Below are 17,507 nucleotides of genomic sequence, written 5' to 3'. Positions count from 1 at the left end.
ATGACTGAGAAACTCGTTATCATCGGCAATGGCATGGCGCCGGGCCGCATGCTGGAGCATTTGCTCGAGCAGGCACCGGACCAGTATGACGTTACCATTTTCAACGCCGAGCCGCGTGTCAACTACGACCGCATCATGCTCTCGCCGGTTCTGTCCGGTGAGAAAACCTATGAGCAAATCGTCATCCATGGCGATGGCTGGTACATCAAGCACGGCATCACACTCTATAAGGGCCACAAGGTCGTCGCCATCGACCGCGACGCCAAGACCGTGACATCGGATCATGGTGTTACGGAAAGCTATGACAAGCTGGTAATTGCCACTGGTTCAGTGCCTTTCATCATTCCTGTGCCAGGCAAAGACCTGCCCGGTGTCATCAGCTATCGCGATCTGGACGATGTTGATGCAATGCTGGTCGCCGCGCAATTACGTGAAAAAGCCATCGTCATTGGCGGCGGGTTGCTCGGGCTGGAAGCGGCAGCAGGCCTCGCCCAGCGCGGCATGGATGTAACGGTGCTGCATGTCATGCCGACGCTCATGGAACGCCAGCTTGACCCTGCGGCCGGCTATCTGTTGCAGCGTGCAGTCGAGCAGCGCGGCATCAAAGTCATCTGCAAGGCTAACACCAAGGCCGTTATCGGCAAAGGCAAGGTCGAAGGCGTCGAGCTTGACGACGGCACCGTCATCCCAGCCACACTTGTTGTGATGGCGGTTGGTATTCGCCCCAATGTCGGCCTGGCGAGAGAGGCCGGTCTGGACGTCAATCGCGGCGTCGTCGTGGATGCGGGGATGCGGACATCCGATGCCAATATTCTGTCGCTGGGCGAATGTGCGGAAGTGGGTGGCATGGTCTACGGTCTTGTTGCTCCGCTTTACGAAATGGCACGTGTGGCAGCCTCACATCTAGCAGGCGACAACACATCGTCCTTTACCCATTCCGACACCCCGACCAAGCTGAAGGTCACCGGCATCGATCTCTTCTCGTTGGGCGATTTCGCCGATGGTCCGGACCGCGAAGAGATCGTGCTGCGCGATGCAATGGCAGGCATCTACAAGCGGCTCGTGATCAAGGAAAACCGGATCATCGGTACGGTTCTCTATGGTGAAACGACTGACGGCGCCTGGTTCAACGACTTGAAGAAGAAGGCAACCGACATTTCGGAGATGCGCGATACGCTGATCTTCGGACAGGCCTATCAGGGAGGAACCCCACTGGACCCTATGGTGGCCGTTGCAGCCTTGCCGGATGATACGGAAATCTGCGGCTGCAACGGCATCTGTAAGGGTAAAATCGTCTCAACAATGGACGAAAAGGGCCTGACCTCGCTCGATGAGGTGCGGGCTCACACAAAGGCGTCCGCGTCCTGCGGTTCATGCACGGGGCTGGTCGAGCAACTCATGGCGCTGACGCTTGGCGACAGCTACAATCCCAGATCGGTGCAGCCCATGTGCGGCTGCACCGATCTGGGTCATGACGATGTACGCAGGCTCATCAAGGCAAAAAAGCTCAAGACCATTCCCGCCGTCATGCAGGAGCTGGAATGGAAAACATCATGCGGCTGCGCCAAATGCCGTCCGGCGCTTAACTATTACCTCGTCTGCGACTGGCCAGACGAATATGCCGACGACTACCAGTCGCGTTTCATCAATGAGCGCGTACACGCCAATATCCAGAAAGACGGCACCTATTCCGTTGTGCCTCGAATGTGGGGCGGCGTGACGAATTCCAGCGAACTGCGTGCCATCGCCGATGTAGTGGACAAGTTTGCTATTCCGATGGTCAAGGTTACAGGCGGACAACGCATTGATCTTCTGGGAATAGCAAAAGAACAGTTACCAGCGGTCTGGTCTGATCTTGGCAAGGCGGGCTTCATCTCCGGTCAGGCCTACGCGAAGGGATTGCGCACGGTGAAAACCTGCGTTGGCTCGGACTGGTGCCGGTTCGGAACGCAGGATTCTACCGGTCTTGGTATTCGCATCGAGAAATTCATGTGGGGTTCCTGGACCCCTGCCAAGTTGAAGATGGCTGTCTCCGGCTGTCCACGCAATTGCGCAGAAGCGACCTGCAAGGATATCGGCATCATTTGCGTGGATTCCGGTTTCGAAATCCACTTCGCCGGTGCCGCCGGCCTCGACATTAAGGGCACGGAAGTTCTTGGGCTGGTCAAGACCGAAGACGAGGCGCTGGAGCATATTGTGGCGCTGACGCAGATGTATCGCGAACAGGCCCGTTATCTGGAACGGATTTATAAATGGGCCAAGCGCATCGGTCTCGATGAAATCCGCCGCCAGGTCATGGAAGATACGGACAAGCGCCAGATCTATTACGACCGCTTCGTCTTTTCACAGAAGTTCGCACAGGTCGATCCGTGGTCCGAACGCGTTTCCGGCAAGGACAAACACGAATTCAGCCCCATGGCTGTGTTAAACGCGGAGGCTGCGGAATGAACGAGATGGTCAGGAACTGGATTGCTATCGGAACGCTCGACGACATTCCGCGTCAGGGTTCGCGCTGTGTGAAAAACGGATCGACAACGATTGCCGTCTTTCGCACTTTCGATGACCGCCTGTTCGCAATCGAGGATCGTTGCCCGCACAAGAACGGCCCGCTCAGTCAGGGCATTGTTCATGATGGTTGCGTGACCTGCCCGCTGCATAACTGGGTCATCAATCTTGCGACCGGCAAGGCGCAGGGCGCCGACGAGGGTGTGACGCGGACGTTTCCCGTCAAGCAGGAAGGCGACACCGTTTATCTCGCGCTGGCCTTCTGACGAACCGACACTGGTGAAATCAACCCAAAAGAGGAGATGACATGCTGAGCAAAAGTGACGTCACCGATCTCATCTATGAGAAAAAACGCCTCGCCGGTCTGACCTGGGCCTCAATTGCCGAAGGCATTGGTATGAGCGAAGTATTCGTCACCTCGGCCTGTCTTGGCATGAATGCCCTGCCACGCGACAAGGCGGACAAGCTGGCGATCAATCTCGGCTTACCACAGGAAGCAGGTGTAGTGCTGGCGGAATATCCGACCAAGGAATGGGACCGCGCCGTTCCAACAGATCCTTGCATCTATCGCCTTTACGAGATCGTTGGGGTCTACGGCCCGACGCTAAAGGAGCTTATTCAGGAAAAGAGCGGCAACGGCATCATGAGTGCCATCGATTTCGAGATGAGCGTAGACAAGGTAGCGAACCCGAAGGGTGAACGCATCGAAATCCGCATGAGCGGCAAGTTCCTCTCCTACAACAGCTGGTAAGACAGGCACGCGCCAGGCTTGCGGTTTCGATATGAGGTCCGAAATGGCGACGATCACCGAAACAAAGACCACCTGCCCCTATTGTGGCGTCGGCTGCGGCGTAATCGCCAAGGTGGATGAAGCCGGCGCAATATCAGTTAGAGGCGACCCTGATCACCCGGCGAATTTCGGACGATTGTGCTCGAAAGGTTCGGCTCTTGCAGAGACCATCGATCTCGATGGTCGGCTACTCTTTCCTGAAATAGACGGCCAGCGTGCGGACTGGGACCGGGCGCTCGATCTTGTGGCCCGGAAATTTTCGGAAACGATAGCTGAACATGGGGCAGATTCTGTAGCCTTCTACGTGTCGGGCCAACTTCTGACCGAAGATTATTACGTCGCAAACAAGCTGATGAAGGGCTTTATCGGGTCAGCAAACATAGACACGAATTCGCGCCTTTGCATGTCCTCATCCGTGGCAGGGCATCGCCGCGCTTTCGGTGCCGATACGGTGCCCGGCACCTATGAGGATATCGAACTTGCTGATCTGGTAGTACTGACCGGCTCTAATCTCGCCTGGTGCCATCCAGTGCTTTATCAAAGGCTTGCCGCAGCAAAGGCGACGCGACCCCAGATGAAGATTGTCGTCATCGATCCACGTCGAACGATGACCTGTGATATTGCCGATCTGCATCTGGCAATCCGTCCGGATGGCGATGTGGCGCTTTTCATGGGGCTTTTCGCCCATCTGGTGAAGAGTCCTGCACTCAATATGAACTATGTGGATGCGTATACATCCGGTCTGGGGGTAGCCGTCGAAGCAGCCACAGCGATTGATAGGGAAATGCTGGTGGACAGCACAGGCCTGTCTTCAGCCCAACTTGGAGAATTCTTCCAGCTGTTTGAGACCACCGAAAATACGGTTACCTGCTATAGTCAGGGCGTCAATCAGTCGTCCTCGGGAACTGACAAGGTCAATGCCATCATCAATTGTCATCTGGCGACCGGCAGGATCGGGCGCCCTGGAATGGGACCCTTCTCACTAACCGGACAGCCTAATGCCATGGGCGGTCGTGAAGTGGGTGGCCTTGCGAATATGCTCGCAGCCCATATGGCTATCGAGAATGCCGACGACCGCGATCGCGTACAGCGTTTCTGGTCCTCGCCCACCATTGCCACAAAGCCCGGACTGAAAGCCGTCGACATGTTCCGTGCGGTGGCGGACAGACGCATCAAAGCACTGTGGATAATGGCCACCAATCCGGTTGTATCCATGCCGGATGCTAATGCAGTTCAAGCGGCGATAGCGGCCTGTCCTTTTGTTGTTGTCTCTGACATCGTTAAGGACACCGACACAACGCGCCACGCCCATGTGCTGTTGCCATCGCTTGGCTGGGGCGAGAAAGACGGCACCGTTACCAATTCCGAACGACGCATCTCCCGGCAACGGGCATTTCTGGCAGCTCCGGGCAAGGCCAAGCCGGACTGGTGGCAGCTTGCCGAAGTGGCGCGTCGCATGAACTATAAAAAGCAGTTTGCCTATAACAATCCAACTGCCATTTTCATCGAACACGCCGCTCTATCGGCCTTTGAGAACAATGGCAGCCGCGATTTCGATATTGGCGCAGTCCAAAACAGTACTCCATCACAATATGACGCCATGACGCCTTTCCAGTGGCCACAGGCCTCACGAAGTATTGGCTCATCAGCGCGCTTCTTTGCAAAGGGAGGCTATTTTCATTCCGACCGGCGCGCGCGCTTTGTCGTCACGGCACTCCCGGATACTGATCGTACAAGCAGCACGTTCCCGTTCACACTCAATACGGGCCGCATCCGCGATCAGTGGCATACCATGACGCGAACTGGCAAAAGTGCACGGCTTTCAGCCCATATTGCCGAACCATTTGCCGAGCTTCATCCGCGCGACGCCACAAAACTTGGCATCACCGGCGCCGGGCTGGTGGAAATCGAAAGCCCACATGGGAAAGCTATCGTGCGCGCACTTGCGACTGAGCGTCAGGCGCGAGGTAGTGTCTTTGGCCCGATGCACTGGAACGATCAGTCTTCTGCCTGCGCCCGTATAGATGCTCTGGTCGCCCCCGTAGTCGATCCGGTCTCAGGTCAGCCTGCCTCTAAAAATGTGGCCGTCACTTTAAGGCCCTTCCACGCTGTCTGCTACGGTTTTGCCGTTTCGCTTGCAAAGCCGTCAGGTGTCGATTGCGATTACTGGGCACTGGCGCGTGCAGAGGGAGGCTGGCGGTTAGAGCTGGCTTCTCTTAAGGCAATTCACGATTGGGCGGAGTGGTGCCATGCGCATTTCAGTATTCCAGCAGAGATTGACCCCATCGGTTATATGGATAACGCAACCGGCGAGACGCGGCTCGCTTTCTTTAACGGCTCGCGGTTGCATGCAGCGCTGTTCATCGCGCCACAACCGGTTGCCGTCGCTCGCAACTGGGCCATCCAGCAATTGACTGTCGCCCATGACGATTTGCGCAAGCGTGTCGCAATCGTTGCAGGCCGCCCCAGTATGGACAAGCCGGATCCCGGCGCAACAGTTTGCTCGTGCTTCGATGTAGGCATCAATCAGATTGCCGCTGCCATTCACTCCGGTTGCCATAGTGTCGAGGCCATCGGCAAGCAACTCAACGCCGGGACCAATTGCGGCTCGTGCCGCGCTGAAATCAGGGAGATCATCAATGGGCGTCTCGCAGCTGCAGCAGAGTAAAGCCTTTAACCGCATCGAGCCCCTGGCAAAACTTCCGGTGTTTTGGGCGCTGGAGGGAAGGCGCTGCATTATCTCTGGCGGTTCCGATGCCGCCGCATGGAAAGCAGAATTGCTGGCCGCCTGCGGGGCGCGTGTCGAGGTCTATGCCGATGCGCCCGACGACATGATGCGCGCATTGGCTGTCCGTCCGGTGGTCCATACGCAAGCGCGCATATCGCTGATTTTGAGGCCATTGCAAGATGCCGATTTGCCAGGTGCAGCTATGGCAATTGCCGATTGCCACGACGAAGGCGAAGCCGCTGCCTTCCTTGCTGCCTGCAACCGAGCCAGCGTTCCCGTCAATGTCATCGACAAACCGCAATATTGCCAATTTCAGTTCGGGTCGATCGTCAATCGCTCGCCGGTTATCGTGGCTATCTCGACGGATGGCGGAGCACCTGTTCTGGCGCAAGCCATCCGCCGTAAGATCGAAGCGCTTTTGCCAGCTTCGCTGAAAGACTGGGCACTGCTTGCCCAAAACCTGCGCACCCGTATCGGTTCCATGCTGACGACGGCAACGGCGCGTCGCCATTTTTGGGATACATTTGCTGACAAAGCCTTCTCGGGACCGTGTACGAGAAACTCGGAAACCGATCTTCTCACTGTTGCTTCGCAGAAGGTATCAGATACAGGGAGTGTGAAAGTCTTTACCGTCGATCCGGTAGATCCCGAACTGATGACACTCAAAACCATTCGTGCACTGCAAGCCGCAGACATAATCTATTTCGGCAAGGACATCGTTCCGGCAATATTGGAATTCGGACGACGCGAAGCCAGGCGCTATCGAATAGAAGATCTTTCCGGTCAGATATCCAAGCTAAATCAATGCCATATTGTTTATCTGATATCGAACAAGAACACTTCGGATAATCCATTTCGATAACAATAACAATAATTTGCAAACCAAGGAACAATTCAACTTTCTCATATGATGTGCTCGCCAAATTGGAGATAGGCCATCAATGCCCCTCCAGACAAAGCAATCAGTATCGCGGGAAAGATCACCTGCCTGATTAATATGGAGAGCAGCCAGCCCGCTATTAAAACGAATCCGCTATAGAACAAACCAAAGTCTGAAACAGACAGCGCCATTGCTGCAATGCAAATCGGGCTGGCAAACATCACCAGCAGAAGATCCGCGTTTTCATAACGAGGCGGCAAAAAGAAGATCGAGGCGAACATGTGCCAGGTCAAACCAAACGAGATACTGAGTAAAATAGGCAGAAGGACCGGATATGACACGAAAGACACCCTAATTTGTTTACGTTAAAACAAGCAGGTTTCGTGCCAGATTAAAGACACTAGATTTAGTCATGCAGATTTGCCGAGGCCCACACGTCACACAAGAACCAAGACCTCATAATCCTCAAATTCTAACGACTGGAAGGGGTCCAGAAGCAGACCGTCCGCTCCAGCCGAAAGACGATAGAAGCGGCCATCACTGGCTGTCAGTACAACGGCCTGATTGCCAGTCAAGAACCTGCCCCGCACTTATGACTGGCGCACATTGCAAGTTCGATCAGATGAGCCTTTATCGAAGAGGATTATTCTCCATATACAATCAGCAAATCCTTTGCATCGATCTGTTCGCCTGGGCGCACAAGCACTTCGGCAATCGAGCCGTCGCGTTCAGCACGCAGAGCAGTTTCCATCTTCATGGCTTCGATAGAAAGCGGCACATAACCCACCTTCACATTCTGGCCCTGCGAGACAGCAACCGTTGGTATAATGTTGGCTGCTACCGCCCTTGCGGGAATTATTTGACGCTTACCTAGGCGACTAGCGAATCCAATCTTTCAACAATCGAAATTGCCGAGTAGTGACTAAACCTAATCTGATCATTGATCAGCAACGTCCCTTAACCTGCAAGGAAGGCAACTCATGCGAGGTTTTGAGAGCGCGGCGGCGGATTGAAGCCGGCGCCTACTAAGTGAACTCTTAGGGTTCATTGCCGCAACGCGCATTTATGTTGATAGCGAGATCGCAGACGTCGCTCACTATCTGCCCCCCAAAATATTGATTCACTCGATGCAGCATCATGCCGATCGTTGCTGATCCCCCGGCACAGGTCCAGATGTTCTCATTAGCTCGATAGATTCCGGGATCCACAGCAACATTTATAAATTGCTGAACAAAACCCTCCACGTGATTCCAATGTACCGCGCAGGTTTTGCCATCAAGCATATCCAACTGCACCCAAAGCCTCCAATTGCAACTTCTTTATTACTGCATGAAAGCAACCATGGCTTTGAAAGCTTAATGTCACAACCGACAGCAACATTGTTGCTACAGATACAGACCATCCCAGGGCACAGCTCGTTGAAGAGATATCGTTGTTCGTCGGCCATTGAACTGGTTGATGTAACTGGCACACCGCAACTCGATCTCACTGGGACACCGGTTTCCGATGCAATACGCCAACGATGATCCGCGTAACCAAGCACCTGATTTGCCAGTCGTAACGTCTCAACGGCAAGAGAAAAATCAAATAAGGAAAAAGTCGGAGCCAGATAGAAAACGATCATCACCGGCTGTTGCGCGTCTGGCGCCATGATACCGCCTTTGGATGCGACTGAAATCTGTTAAAGTACCAGCTGTTTTGATGGAAACACCGGAAATTTTTCCCGATTTGTGTACCAATTTTTTCCGAACTCTATCCATAGTTCACACCGCTATACCCCCGCTTTTACACGGTCGATAGGGTGCGAGCAGCAGGCGAGAATGTAGCCATCGTCTATGTCATCATCGGTGATGCCGCCGTTGTGCACCATATGGACGTGTCCTCCGAGCTTCTGGATCTAGCAGGTCCCACAGATTCCCATGGTGCAGCCGGAGGGGAACATCAAACCCGCTGCGCGGGCAGCAACAAGAATGCTGTCCGCTTCCGAGCAAGTCGTCGTAACGCCGGACAGTGCAAAGCAGATTTCGGCACTGTTTTCCTGTTCGGGCGTTACATCTTCGGGCACCAGTTCGGTTTCCGACAATGGTGCGTGGAAGCTTTCCTGATGATAGCAATCCATATCATAGCCAAGCCCGATCAACGCTTCGCGCACCGCTTGCATGAAGGGCTCCGGGCCGCAACAGAACGCTTCCCGCTCCAGGTAATCCTGGGCCATCAAGCCCAGCATCAATTGGTTGAAGAAACCGTTGTAGCCGGTCCATGGACTATAGCGATCACTGTCCTCTACGATCCATTGGAGATCTATCCCGTTGACGCGTGAGGCCATATGCTCCAGTCGCTCGCGGAAAATAATATCTGATGAGCGGCGCGCGCAATTGACGAACACCACGGCCATGTCGCGGCCTGAATCGTAGGATAGGTGGGCATAGCCATCATTGGCGTGATACCCGATCCCATCGATATGAAGAGATATTTGTCGGCTGGGTGATGCGCGATGGAGAACTTTCCGCCAGGGCCAATGACCCGCAGCCGCATGCCTGGCCGCATGTGGTCGAACATCCAGCGAGTACCAACGGAATCCGGCTGCGCCTTAACTGTCATGGTCAGCGACGTCGGTCGGGACGGCGATGACGAGATTGTATAGGTACGATAAACCGGTCCACCGGGAACAGGCAGCTCCCATGTCAGGAACTGCCCAGGATCGAAACTAAACAGCGCTCCAGACGGCTACTGGAAGCAGAAAGTCATAACATTAGGCGCTTCAGGCAGGCAGGAAACGCATTCAAGCTCCTCCGCATCCCTCCAGAATGCAAGCTTCGGCCTCTTCACCACATACATGAACTCACTCCGCAGCCATCTGAAACCGTGTCAGCGAACGCTCGAGCCATTGCGCATACCAGTCCACGAACTGGACCACGCCGCTTTCCTGATTGGGCGAATATGGTCCCGGCGTATAAGCCGGGGAGAATATCCCGCGTTGATTGGTCTCAACCACCTCCCGGTCCTCATCATTGGTGGCGACCCACACTTCCGTCAACCGCTTGAGATCGTAATCGACGCCCTCAACGGCATCCTTGTGGACAAGCCATGTGGTCGTCACTTCTGTTTCCGTTGGGCTAATTGGCGTGACGCGGAAAGTCAGTGAATGATCCGGCAGGAAATGGTTCCATGTCGTAGGATAATGAAACATGAGAAGCGAACCCGCATCCGGTATGGCAACGCGACCAAGCGGTTTGGTGACGCCTGCCCTGCCGTCCATTGTGTAACTGACGGCCTTGTCCTGCAGCGGAATGCGCGTAACACGGTATTGTCCATCATCCGACAGGCGGAACTGTGCGGGTGCCCCGACTGCCTCGCAACGATCGAAATGCGCCTGAAGGCTAGGCGACACCGAGCCGTCCGGCGAGACGCCAGCCACTTCAGGATCCAGCGGGAAGGACCGGCAGAGCGCAGGATGATTACTGCTGCAATGATAGCATTCGCGATTGTTTTCCCAGACCAGCTTCCAGTTGCCGTTCTCCACAATGGTGGAGCTATACGCAACCTTGGCATTCTCAAGGTCGTGTACTTCAAGATAGGGGCGCGCCATTTCCGCAAAAGGTTCGAAGGAGGGTGGTGTCGTGGACAGGCAGATGTAGATCAACCCGACAAAATTACGCAGCTGCACTGATTTCAGGCCATGAGTAGACGGGTCGAAGTCGGGTCCCATATCATTGGCCCACAGAAGCTTGCCATCGAGTTCATAGGTCCATTGGTGATAGGGGCACACAAGTTTCGCGACCTGACCTTCGCGTGCCTTGCAGATGATGGAACCCCTATGACGGCAGGAATTGTGGAAGGCGCGGATTTCATTATCGCGTCCCTTGACGATAATCACATCATAAGCACCAACGCGCATGGTCACATAACTGCCGGGTTTCGCCAATTGGCAAGCCGGAATCGCATAGAGCCATTCCTTGTAGAAAATCTGCTCCAGATCCATCTGATAGATGTCAGGCGATGTATAGAATGGTTGCTCCAGAGCATGGCCAGGCTTTCGACGGGCCAGCAATTCTGGTACCGAGACTTGAGCGTTCATGATGACGAGTTCCTACCATTTGTTTTGAACCAGTCTAAAAACTGTCAGGCTCGTCTCACATTTTGACAATAGCACTTTTTTTCAACATGGATTAGTTTAAGTAATCTCAAGGTTTCCCCGCCACTTTGCTGGCTTCAAGATTGCGGATGAGGTTTCTGTGGCCAGACCTTATGACCTTTCCTCCATAACCGCACTCATCTGTTTTGAGGCTGCGGCACGCAATCTCAGTTTCAAGAAAGCCGCGCAGGAACTGAATGTGACACCTGCGGCAATCAGTCACCAGATAAAGGCGCTTGAAGCGGACCTTGGATGCGTCCTGTTCATCCGGCAAAACAAGGGTGTGGAGCTGACGGAAAAAGGCGCATTTTTATTCGTGGCCCTGCAACGAGGCTTTGAATCCATCTCCGAAACGGTCAGCCAGTTGAGGGAGATACCGGAAACTGTGGACGTTACCGTGCGCTCCACGACGGCTGTGAGTTCATTATGGCTGACACCAAAGATTTCAGCGTTCTGGAAAAACCACCCCACAGTTACGATTGCGCAGATTGTCAGCGACATTGCGTCCGACACCAGCCGCTGTGACCTTAGCATTCATTATGGCATCCCCGACGAAGGCAGCGAATGCTGCAGCCTCTTTCGCGACCGCATCGTAGCACTTGGAACGCCGCGCTTCGCTGCGGAACATGGTATTTCGACTATTAAGGATCTGATTTCTGCGCCGCTAATACATTCCAGCGGCGAAGAAACCAACTGGACGAAATGGTCAGACTGGTTTTCGTCGCTTGGCCAGTCCACTCCGAAGGGTCGTAATTTCTACGTCAACAATTACATGATTGCCCTCCAGACTGCACAAGACGATCTTGGCGCAGTTCTAGGGTGGGATGGATTGGTCAAGAGCCTGTTGGATGAGGGAAGGTTCATACAACTCGTGCCCGATTGCATCGCTTCGCCAATGCCATTCTATCTGAAAATTCATCCACGCGCCTCAACGAAGGCGCGCATTTTTGCCGAATGGCTCGTAGGAAATGTCTGAAACCTTTATGCCTAAATCCTTTCCCACGGAAAAGTATCGAGCCGCTCGACACCATTTTTCGTGACCAGCATCTGGGTTTCCAGCTTGATGCTTTCGGAACCTTTTTCGGCAATCAGGCTTTCGACGTTAAGTACCATATTTTCCTCAATCATCCCGCTGAAATCATTATCGAAGTCCGGGTGCAGCATGATACCTGGCCATTCGTCAGCCATCCCGGTCCCATGGACTGCCAGCGAATAACGGTACGGGAGGTATTTCTCAGGTATGCGCCAGCTTTTCTCATTGAACTCAACGAAGCTCACACCAGGACGAATGATTGAAATATTATGATCGATCTGGTCCCGGGCAGCGGCGTAGAGCTTCTTTTGCTTTGCACTCATCGCGACATGGCCGCAGGTCCATGAGCGCGACAGGTCGGCGCAATAGCCGTAAGGACCTATCATATCTGTATCAAAGGCGATCATCTCGCCTTGTTTAATGACATAATCGGAGCATTCCTGATACCATGGATTTGTCCGTAGGCCCGCTGTCAGCAGTTTGGTTTCGAGCCATTCGCCACCGCTTCGTGCATTTTCGAAATGAAGCTCGGCCCAGATTTCGCGCTCTGTCCGCCCCGGTTCTGAAACCTCGTACATGCGCGCCATACCTGCCTCACATACGCGAATGGTCCAGCGCATCAGTTCGATTTCTTCCGCACTTTTTATTGAACGGGCCCGCTCGGCCAGTTCCTGACCATCCAGCAAGACAAAGCCGCGTGCCTGCAATTCATACACCGGTCCCGGTTCCAAGCGATCCACAGCAACACGGTCGTTAGCGCCATGTTGCTTGATGATACCGGCGATCTCATCAGCCCAGGATTTCAGGCGCTGTTCAACCAGATTGCCGGCTGTGAAGAACAGAAAGGATTTGGCTGTACGGACCTCATCGACCCCGGGCAGTCCGTCATTGACATGTTCAGCGCCTTCGAATTCGAACATGATGGCAGGTCCTTCAGCCAAAATGAGCGCATAGCGTGAGGGATTGTGCATTGTCCATATGCTCATATCGGACGAATCCAGCGCATAACGAATATTGACCGGATCGTAGAGAAGCAGTGCTCCACAATCCGTCTGGCGCATTTTGAGGCGAAGGCGGTCGAGGCGATAATGTCTTGCCCTATCGAGCGTTTCGATGGGTATCGGGCTGATTAGTGGTCGATCCGCACCTTCTGGATTGAGATAAGTGAGTTTTCGCTCGTCTTTGAAGACCGCTGCACTTTGTCCGGTCATATGGTCGTCAGGCGCCATTCAAATATTCCTCTTTAAGCAAAGCGCCAGGAACTTCGGATGCTCGTTTCGCATCCGAAGCAATCGTTTAAGTGGCGCTCGTGGGTTTCTCAGGAACAAGCAGAGAATTTCGAGCAATATGGCAGATGGGACAAGCGTCCGATAATCAGTGCGGGACGCCGTTCTTTTTTGCGGTCCAGGTCGCCAGATAATCCATCAACGCCGGCGAGAGGCAGTCATAGGGTTCAAGCCCAACCTCTTTCAGCCGGGCCCGTATACCCGCCATTTCATCAGGATCGACGCCGCCTTCAATGACCGAGGATACGAAGGCTGCGAATTCCGGCCCGGGCCAGTCTGCGTTTTCGAACCGTTCTGGATGGATGAAGGATAGTCCCTGGAATGCATGTTCACGTTCAACGGGACCGTACATGTGCACACCGCACTCCTTGCAGGCATGGCGTTGGATCAAGGCGCCAGCATCGACGACGGCAAGCTTGTCGCCATTTTCAATAACGCTGACCTTCTCCGTCGGCGCGACGGCGACGACGGAGAAGGTTGCACCTTCCGGCTTCCAGCATTTCGTGCAGCCACAAGCGTGGTTATGGGCGATCGGGGCTGCGACCTTCACCTTGACTGTGCGTTCGGAACATTTGCAGGCAAGCGTCCCGCCGGCAAACTGATTGCTACCTTTTTGCAGTCCATCCTGGATGGCAGGATGTAGAAGTCTCGTGCTCATGTCTTCCTCCCATGATGTCATGTTTCAGTTATTCGTCGACTGGACACTTCACCAGAAGTGCCCAGAAAGCGAAGAGTGGCATATCGAGCGAGCGTACGGCGTGCTTGATACCAGGGACATTATAGAACGAACCACCGATGCCCGGTGAGAACCAATCACCGTCCGCCTGACTGAATTCGCCATCGGAGCAAACGAGATAAACCTCTTCAGGAGCATGGTTGTGATCTGGATAGCGGACATTGGGGGCAAGCAGCGTCGCGCCAATCCACAGATCATCACGCTGTTCAATTCCTCCAGCACCGACTACCATAGCATTGCCATGTCCGTCCGCATAATTGGCGCTAGCTGAGCCGTCGGGATCAACACGCCGCCGCCAGTCCAGGCGCGGCGCTATTGTTTGAAAGGTTGCGATCAGACGGCGGAGCAAGGGATCCTTGACATCGACTGCCAAGGCGGCATCGAGATGTTGGCAAACAGGTAACTGCTTCCCCTCGCCCACGCGCTGTTCCCCTGGCGTTTTGAGTGCATCGAATATCTGGCCGATTGAACGTCTGGATTCACCATGACTGGCGAATTGACCGAAAGCAGCCTCTGTCGCATCAAGAAAGGCCTGCAATGCTTCATCACGAACTGTCATGCGAACCTCTATGAACTTCAAATCGGGAATTATCTCCGGATCATATATCCTTTGCTAGCCGCAGACCGTCATAAATCGCGGCATGAGTGTTACGGGCTGCGACAGCGTCACCGATCCTGAAGAGCTGGAATGTTCCGTTCGGATTGCGAACGACTGATTGCGGTTGACCAGCCAGCAATTGTTTATAGGACGTTTCGCCGCCATTGGACGATAGCGGTTTGAGTTCGAAATAGAGTTCGTCCAATGGAATGGTACCGTGGTTGACGACGACCTGATCGACAATACGTTGCTTGACAACACCCCCATAGTCGCTGCCAATTTGCGAGACTAGCTGGTTGCCGGTCTTTTCGACCGACTCCAGACGGAAGGTCACGGTGAACGTTACATCGAGCTTTTGCAGCGACCGCATATAGGGAACGAGGTTCATGGCCATGACCTCTGGCGCAAACGCCCGATCAGGTGTCATGATTTCAACCTTGGCACCTGACTGTGCGATGATTTCCGCAGCCTGCAGGCCTGAATGGTCGCCTGCATCGTCATAGACCAGGACATTGGAACCCGGTTTTACATCTGCGGCGATGATATCCCATGCCGAGACGACGAGTTCGTTGCCCTTGGCCAGCACTTCGGTATGTGGCAGGCCGCCCGTGGCGATTATCACTACATCGGGCGCGAGCGCCTGAACGGTTTCAGCATCGGCCCATTTGTTGAAATGAAAGATGACGCCGTGTTTCTCGCATTGAGCCATACGCCAGTCAATGATGGAGATCATCTCGCGTCGACGTTCGCTTTGAGCGGTCAGGCGGACCTGGCCACCGGGATGTGCGGAAGCTTCAAGGACAATGACTTCGTGACCACGCTCGGCGGCGACGCGTGCCGCTTCCAGACCGGCTGGTCCCGCACCAACAATCACGACCTTTCGGCGTTCCGTTGCCCTGTCGACGACATGTGGCATGGTCAGTTCGCGACCCGTGGCGGCGTTGTGGATACAATAGGCGGCACCGCCCTGATAAATGCGGTCAAGGCAATAATTGGCACCGACGCATGGACGGATATCGTCCTCGCGTTTTTCCATTATCTTGCGCACGATATGCGGATCGGTCATATGGGCCCGGGTCATGCCGATCATGTCAACCTTGCCTGATGCAATGGCATGACGCGCCGTAGCAACATCTTGAATCTTGGCTGCGTGGAAGGTCGGAAAATCGGTTGCCGCGCGTATCTCACCAGCAAAATCGAGATGAGGCGCGCTGGCCATACCTTGAATTGGGATCACATCGGTGAGACCAGCATCGGTATCGATATGGCCACGAATAATGTTGAGATAATCGATTAGGCCGCTGTCCCTGAGGCGACGCGAAATTTCCATTCCCTCAGCCTTGTCGGTTCCCCCGGCCAGGGTTTCGTCGGCGGTATAACGAACGCCGAGAATGAAGTCGTCACCAACGCGCTTGCGTATCGCTCGAAAGACGCCGAAACAAAACCGCATGCGGTTTTCAAGCGAACCGCCGTAGGGACCGTCGAGATCGTTGGTAAGCGGCGAGTTAAACTGGTCGATGAGATGACCATAGGCCTCCAGTTCGACACCATCCATGCCGCCGGCCTTCATGCGTTCTGCGGCATCCGCGAAATCAGTAATGATGCGCTCGATGTCCCAGTCCTCGAGTTTTTTGGGGAAAGCGCGATGTGCCGGTTCTCGATGGTGTGAGGGGGCAACGACCGGCAGCCAGTCAGCCTTGTCCCAGCGGGTACGTCGACCCAGATGAGTGAGCTGGATCATGATCGCCGCACCTTCTTCGTGCACGGCATCGGTCATTTCCCTGATCCAGGGAACGATCTCGTCTTTGTAGGCGAGAAGATTGTTGAACACAGGCGGACTATCCCGCGATACGGCTGCCGAACCCGCAGTCATGGTGAGAGCGACCCCACCTTTCGCCCGCTCTATTGTATAGGCGCGGTAGCGTTCCTTGGGCATTCCGTCTTCGGGATAAGCCGGCTCGTGAGATGTCACGATAATCCGATTACGTAGCGTCAAATGCTTGAGTTTATACGGCTGCAGAAGAGGATCGTTCGACATCCCACCGGTTCCCATTTATTGAGTTTTCCAGAACGCTAAGTCGAAATGTACATAAGTGTCAATCACGAAAACATAGTAGTGCGTCTATTTGACATAAATGTACATTTTACTTGCAGCATCGCGACAGGCTTGATAGGAAATGGCTATGGATGAACTTTTACACGACAGTGGCTGGCGTGGATCGACCGAAGGATGGCTGGAAGCAGCTTATCAATCGCTGGTGGAAGCCGGTGTCGACTCCGTCAAAATTCTGCCGCTGGCGAAAAAACTCAATCTCTCGCGCACCAGTTTCTATTGGTTCTTCAAGGACCGCGAAGAGTTACTCAGCGCATTGATCGCCAAATGGAGAGACAAGAATACTGGCGGCATCGTCAAGCAGTCGGAGGCCTATGCCGAGTCAGTTGCAGAAGCTATGCTGAATGTGTTCGATTGCTGGCTCAACAAAGAGCTGTTCGACTCTAAGTTTGAATTTGCTGTTCGCAGTTGGGCGCTGCAGTCTCCCGAATTATTGAATGAGATACAGGAAGCGGATCAGCTTCGCATGGAAGCGCTAAAACGGATGTTCATGCGCTTCGGAATGCCTGAAATAAGCGCCGATGTGCGGGCCAGAACAACATATCTGGTTCAGATCGGTTACATTTCTATGCAGGCCCAGGAAGATGCCGCGACAAGAATGCGACGTATCCCTGAATACATTCAGATCTATACGAGCCAAAAGCCCGAACAACGGGAACTTGATCGTTTTTTTTCGCGCCACGGTTTTAAACCGGGTTAGGAG

15 protein-coding genes and 2 pseudogenes are annotated in these 17,507 nt (G+C 54.1%); 7 read left to right on the top strand and 10 right to left on the bottom strand.

Annotation, left to right across the window (positions count from 1 at the left end; translation table 11 throughout):
- The 5 genes from nirB to ACSME1_RS21720 are packed head-to-tail and all read left to right on the top strand — an operon-like array spanning position 1 to position 6,885.
- A complete protein-coding gene (gene nirB, locus ACSME1_RS21740) occupies positions 1 to 2,448 on the top strand; it encodes a nitrite reductase large subunit NirB (RefSeq protein ID WP_105707740.1) in 2,448 nt (815 codons plus the stop codon).
- A complete protein-coding gene (gene nirD, locus ACSME1_RS21735; RefSeq protein WP_105707739.1) occupies positions 2,445 to 2,771 on the top strand; it encodes a nitrite reductase small subunit NirD in 327 nt (108 codons plus the stop codon). Before nirB ends, nirD begins: the two co-directional genes overlap by 4 nt.
- Before the next feature lie 41 nt (positions 2,772 to 2,812).
- On the top strand, positions 2,813 to 3,256 hold the full coding sequence (gene cynS, locus ACSME1_RS21730; RefSeq protein ID WP_105707737.1) for a cyanase: 444 nt from the start codon (positions 2,813 to 2,815) through the stop codon (positions 3,254 to 3,256).
- 43 nt (positions 3,257 to 3,299) lie between these two features.
- Positions 3,300 to 5,963 (top strand): nitrate reductase, encoded by a 2,664-nt coding sequence (locus ACSME1_RS21725; protein WP_435655491.1) that lies wholly within the window; start codon positions 3,300 to 3,302, stop codon positions 5,961 to 5,963.
- Entirely contained in the window at positions 5,935 to 6,885 is a 951-nt protein-coding gene (locus ACSME1_RS21720) for an NAD(P)-dependent oxidoreductase (RefSeq protein WP_435655490.1), read from the top strand. The genes ACSME1_RS21725 and ACSME1_RS21720 overlap by 29 nt, the downstream gene beginning before the upstream one ends.
- A gap of 41 nt (positions 6,886 to 6,926) precedes the next feature.
- Here ACSME1_RS21720 and ACSME1_RS21715 read toward each other — a convergent pair whose 3' ends face one another.
- The 6 genes and pseudogenes from ACSME1_RS21715 to ACSME1_RS21690 form a co-directional block, all read right to left on the bottom strand.
- Positions 6,927 to 7,184 carry a hypothetical protein gene (locus ACSME1_RS21715; protein WP_105707732.1) on the bottom strand — a complete coding sequence of 86 codons (258 nt, stop codon included), beginning with the start codon at positions 7,182 to 7,184 and terminating at the stop codon, positions 6,927 to 6,929.
- A 156-nt stretch (positions 7,185 to 7,340) separates the two neighbouring features.
- On the bottom strand, positions 7,341 to 7,478 hold the full coding sequence (locus ACSME1_RS21710; RefSeq protein WP_181153676.1) for a hypothetical protein: 138 nt from the start codon (positions 7,476 to 7,478) through the stop codon (positions 7,341 to 7,343).
- Between the two features lie 68 nt (positions 7,479 to 7,546).
- A pseudogene (locus ACSME1_RS21705) lies at positions 7,547 to 7,732 on the bottom strand (biotin/lipoyl-containing protein); the annotation flags it as partial.
- A gap of 208 nt (positions 7,733 to 7,940) precedes the next feature.
- Positions 7,941 to 8,198 (bottom strand): hypothetical protein, encoded by a 258-nt coding sequence (locus tag ACSME1_RS21700; protein WP_435655489.1) that lies wholly within the window; start codon positions 8,196 to 8,198, stop codon positions 7,941 to 7,943.
- A gap of 476 nt (positions 8,199 to 8,674) precedes the next feature.
- Positions 8,675 to 9,741: pseudogene (locus ACSME1_RS21695) on the bottom strand (2Fe-2S iron-sulfur cluster-binding protein).
- 4 nt (positions 9,742 to 9,745) lie between these two features.
- Positions 9,746 to 10,981: an aromatic ring-hydroxylating oxygenase subunit alpha gene (locus ACSME1_RS21690; protein WP_105707729.1), complete on the bottom strand. Its 1,236-nt coding sequence runs from the start codon at positions 10,979 to 10,981 to the stop codon at positions 9,746 to 9,748.
- 157 nt (positions 10,982 to 11,138) lie between these two features.
- On the opposite strand from ACSME1_RS21690, the gene ACSME1_RS21685 reads away from it, so the two are divergent.
- Entirely contained in the window at positions 11,139 to 12,014 is an 876-nt protein-coding gene (locus ACSME1_RS21685; RefSeq protein WP_105707727.1) for a LysR family transcriptional regulator, read from the top strand.
- A gap of 11 nt (positions 12,015 to 12,025) precedes the next feature.
- Here the strand turns inward: ACSME1_RS21685 and ACSME1_RS21680 are convergent, their stop codons facing one another.
- From ACSME1_RS21680 to ACSME1_RS21665, 4 genes are all read right to left on the bottom strand, one after another.
- On the bottom strand, positions 12,026 to 13,300 hold the full coding sequence (locus ACSME1_RS21680; RefSeq protein ID WP_105707725.1) for a M24 family metallopeptidase: 1,275 nt from the start codon (positions 13,298 to 13,300) through the stop codon (positions 12,026 to 12,028).
- Positions 13,301 to 13,445: 145 nt separating this feature from the next.
- The gene (gene gfa / locus ACSME1_RS21675; protein ID WP_105707723.1) at positions 13,446 to 14,015 is read right to left on the bottom strand and encodes an S-(hydroxymethyl)glutathione synthase; all 570 of its coding nucleotides are present in this window, start codon (positions 14,013 to 14,015) and stop codon (positions 13,446 to 13,448) included.
- Between the two features lie 28 nt (positions 14,016 to 14,043).
- Positions 14,044 to 14,652, bottom strand: coding sequence for a dimethylsulfoniopropionate lyase (locus ACSME1_RS21670; RefSeq protein WP_105707721.1), 609 nt, complete (start codon positions 14,650 to 14,652; stop codon positions 14,044 to 14,046).
- A 40-nt stretch (positions 14,653 to 14,692) separates the two neighbouring features.
- Positions 14,693 to 16,729, bottom strand: a complete 2,037-nt coding sequence (locus ACSME1_RS21665) for an NADH:flavin oxidoreductase (protein ID WP_105707862.1) — start codon at positions 16,727 to 16,729, stop codon at positions 14,693 to 14,695.
- 145 nt (positions 16,730 to 16,874) lie between these two features.
- Here ACSME1_RS21665 and ACSME1_RS21660 point away from each other — a divergent pair, with 145 nt between their 5' ends.
- A complete protein-coding gene (locus ACSME1_RS21660) occupies positions 16,875 to 17,504 on the top strand; it encodes a TetR/AcrR family transcriptional regulator (RefSeq protein WP_105707719.1) in 630 nt (209 codons plus the stop codon).
- The last annotated feature ends 3 nt before the right edge of the window (positions 17,505 to 17,507 follow it).

Origin of the sequence: Brucella pituitosa, from assembly GCF_965577835.1 — a bacterium.
In the GTDB taxonomy this organism is placed as follows: Bacteria; Pseudomonadota; Alphaproteobacteria; order Rhizobiales; family Rhizobiaceae; genus Brucella; species Brucella pituitosa.
Note: the sequence above shows the minus strand (reverse complement) of the source record. Positions and strands in the feature narration are given on the sequence as shown.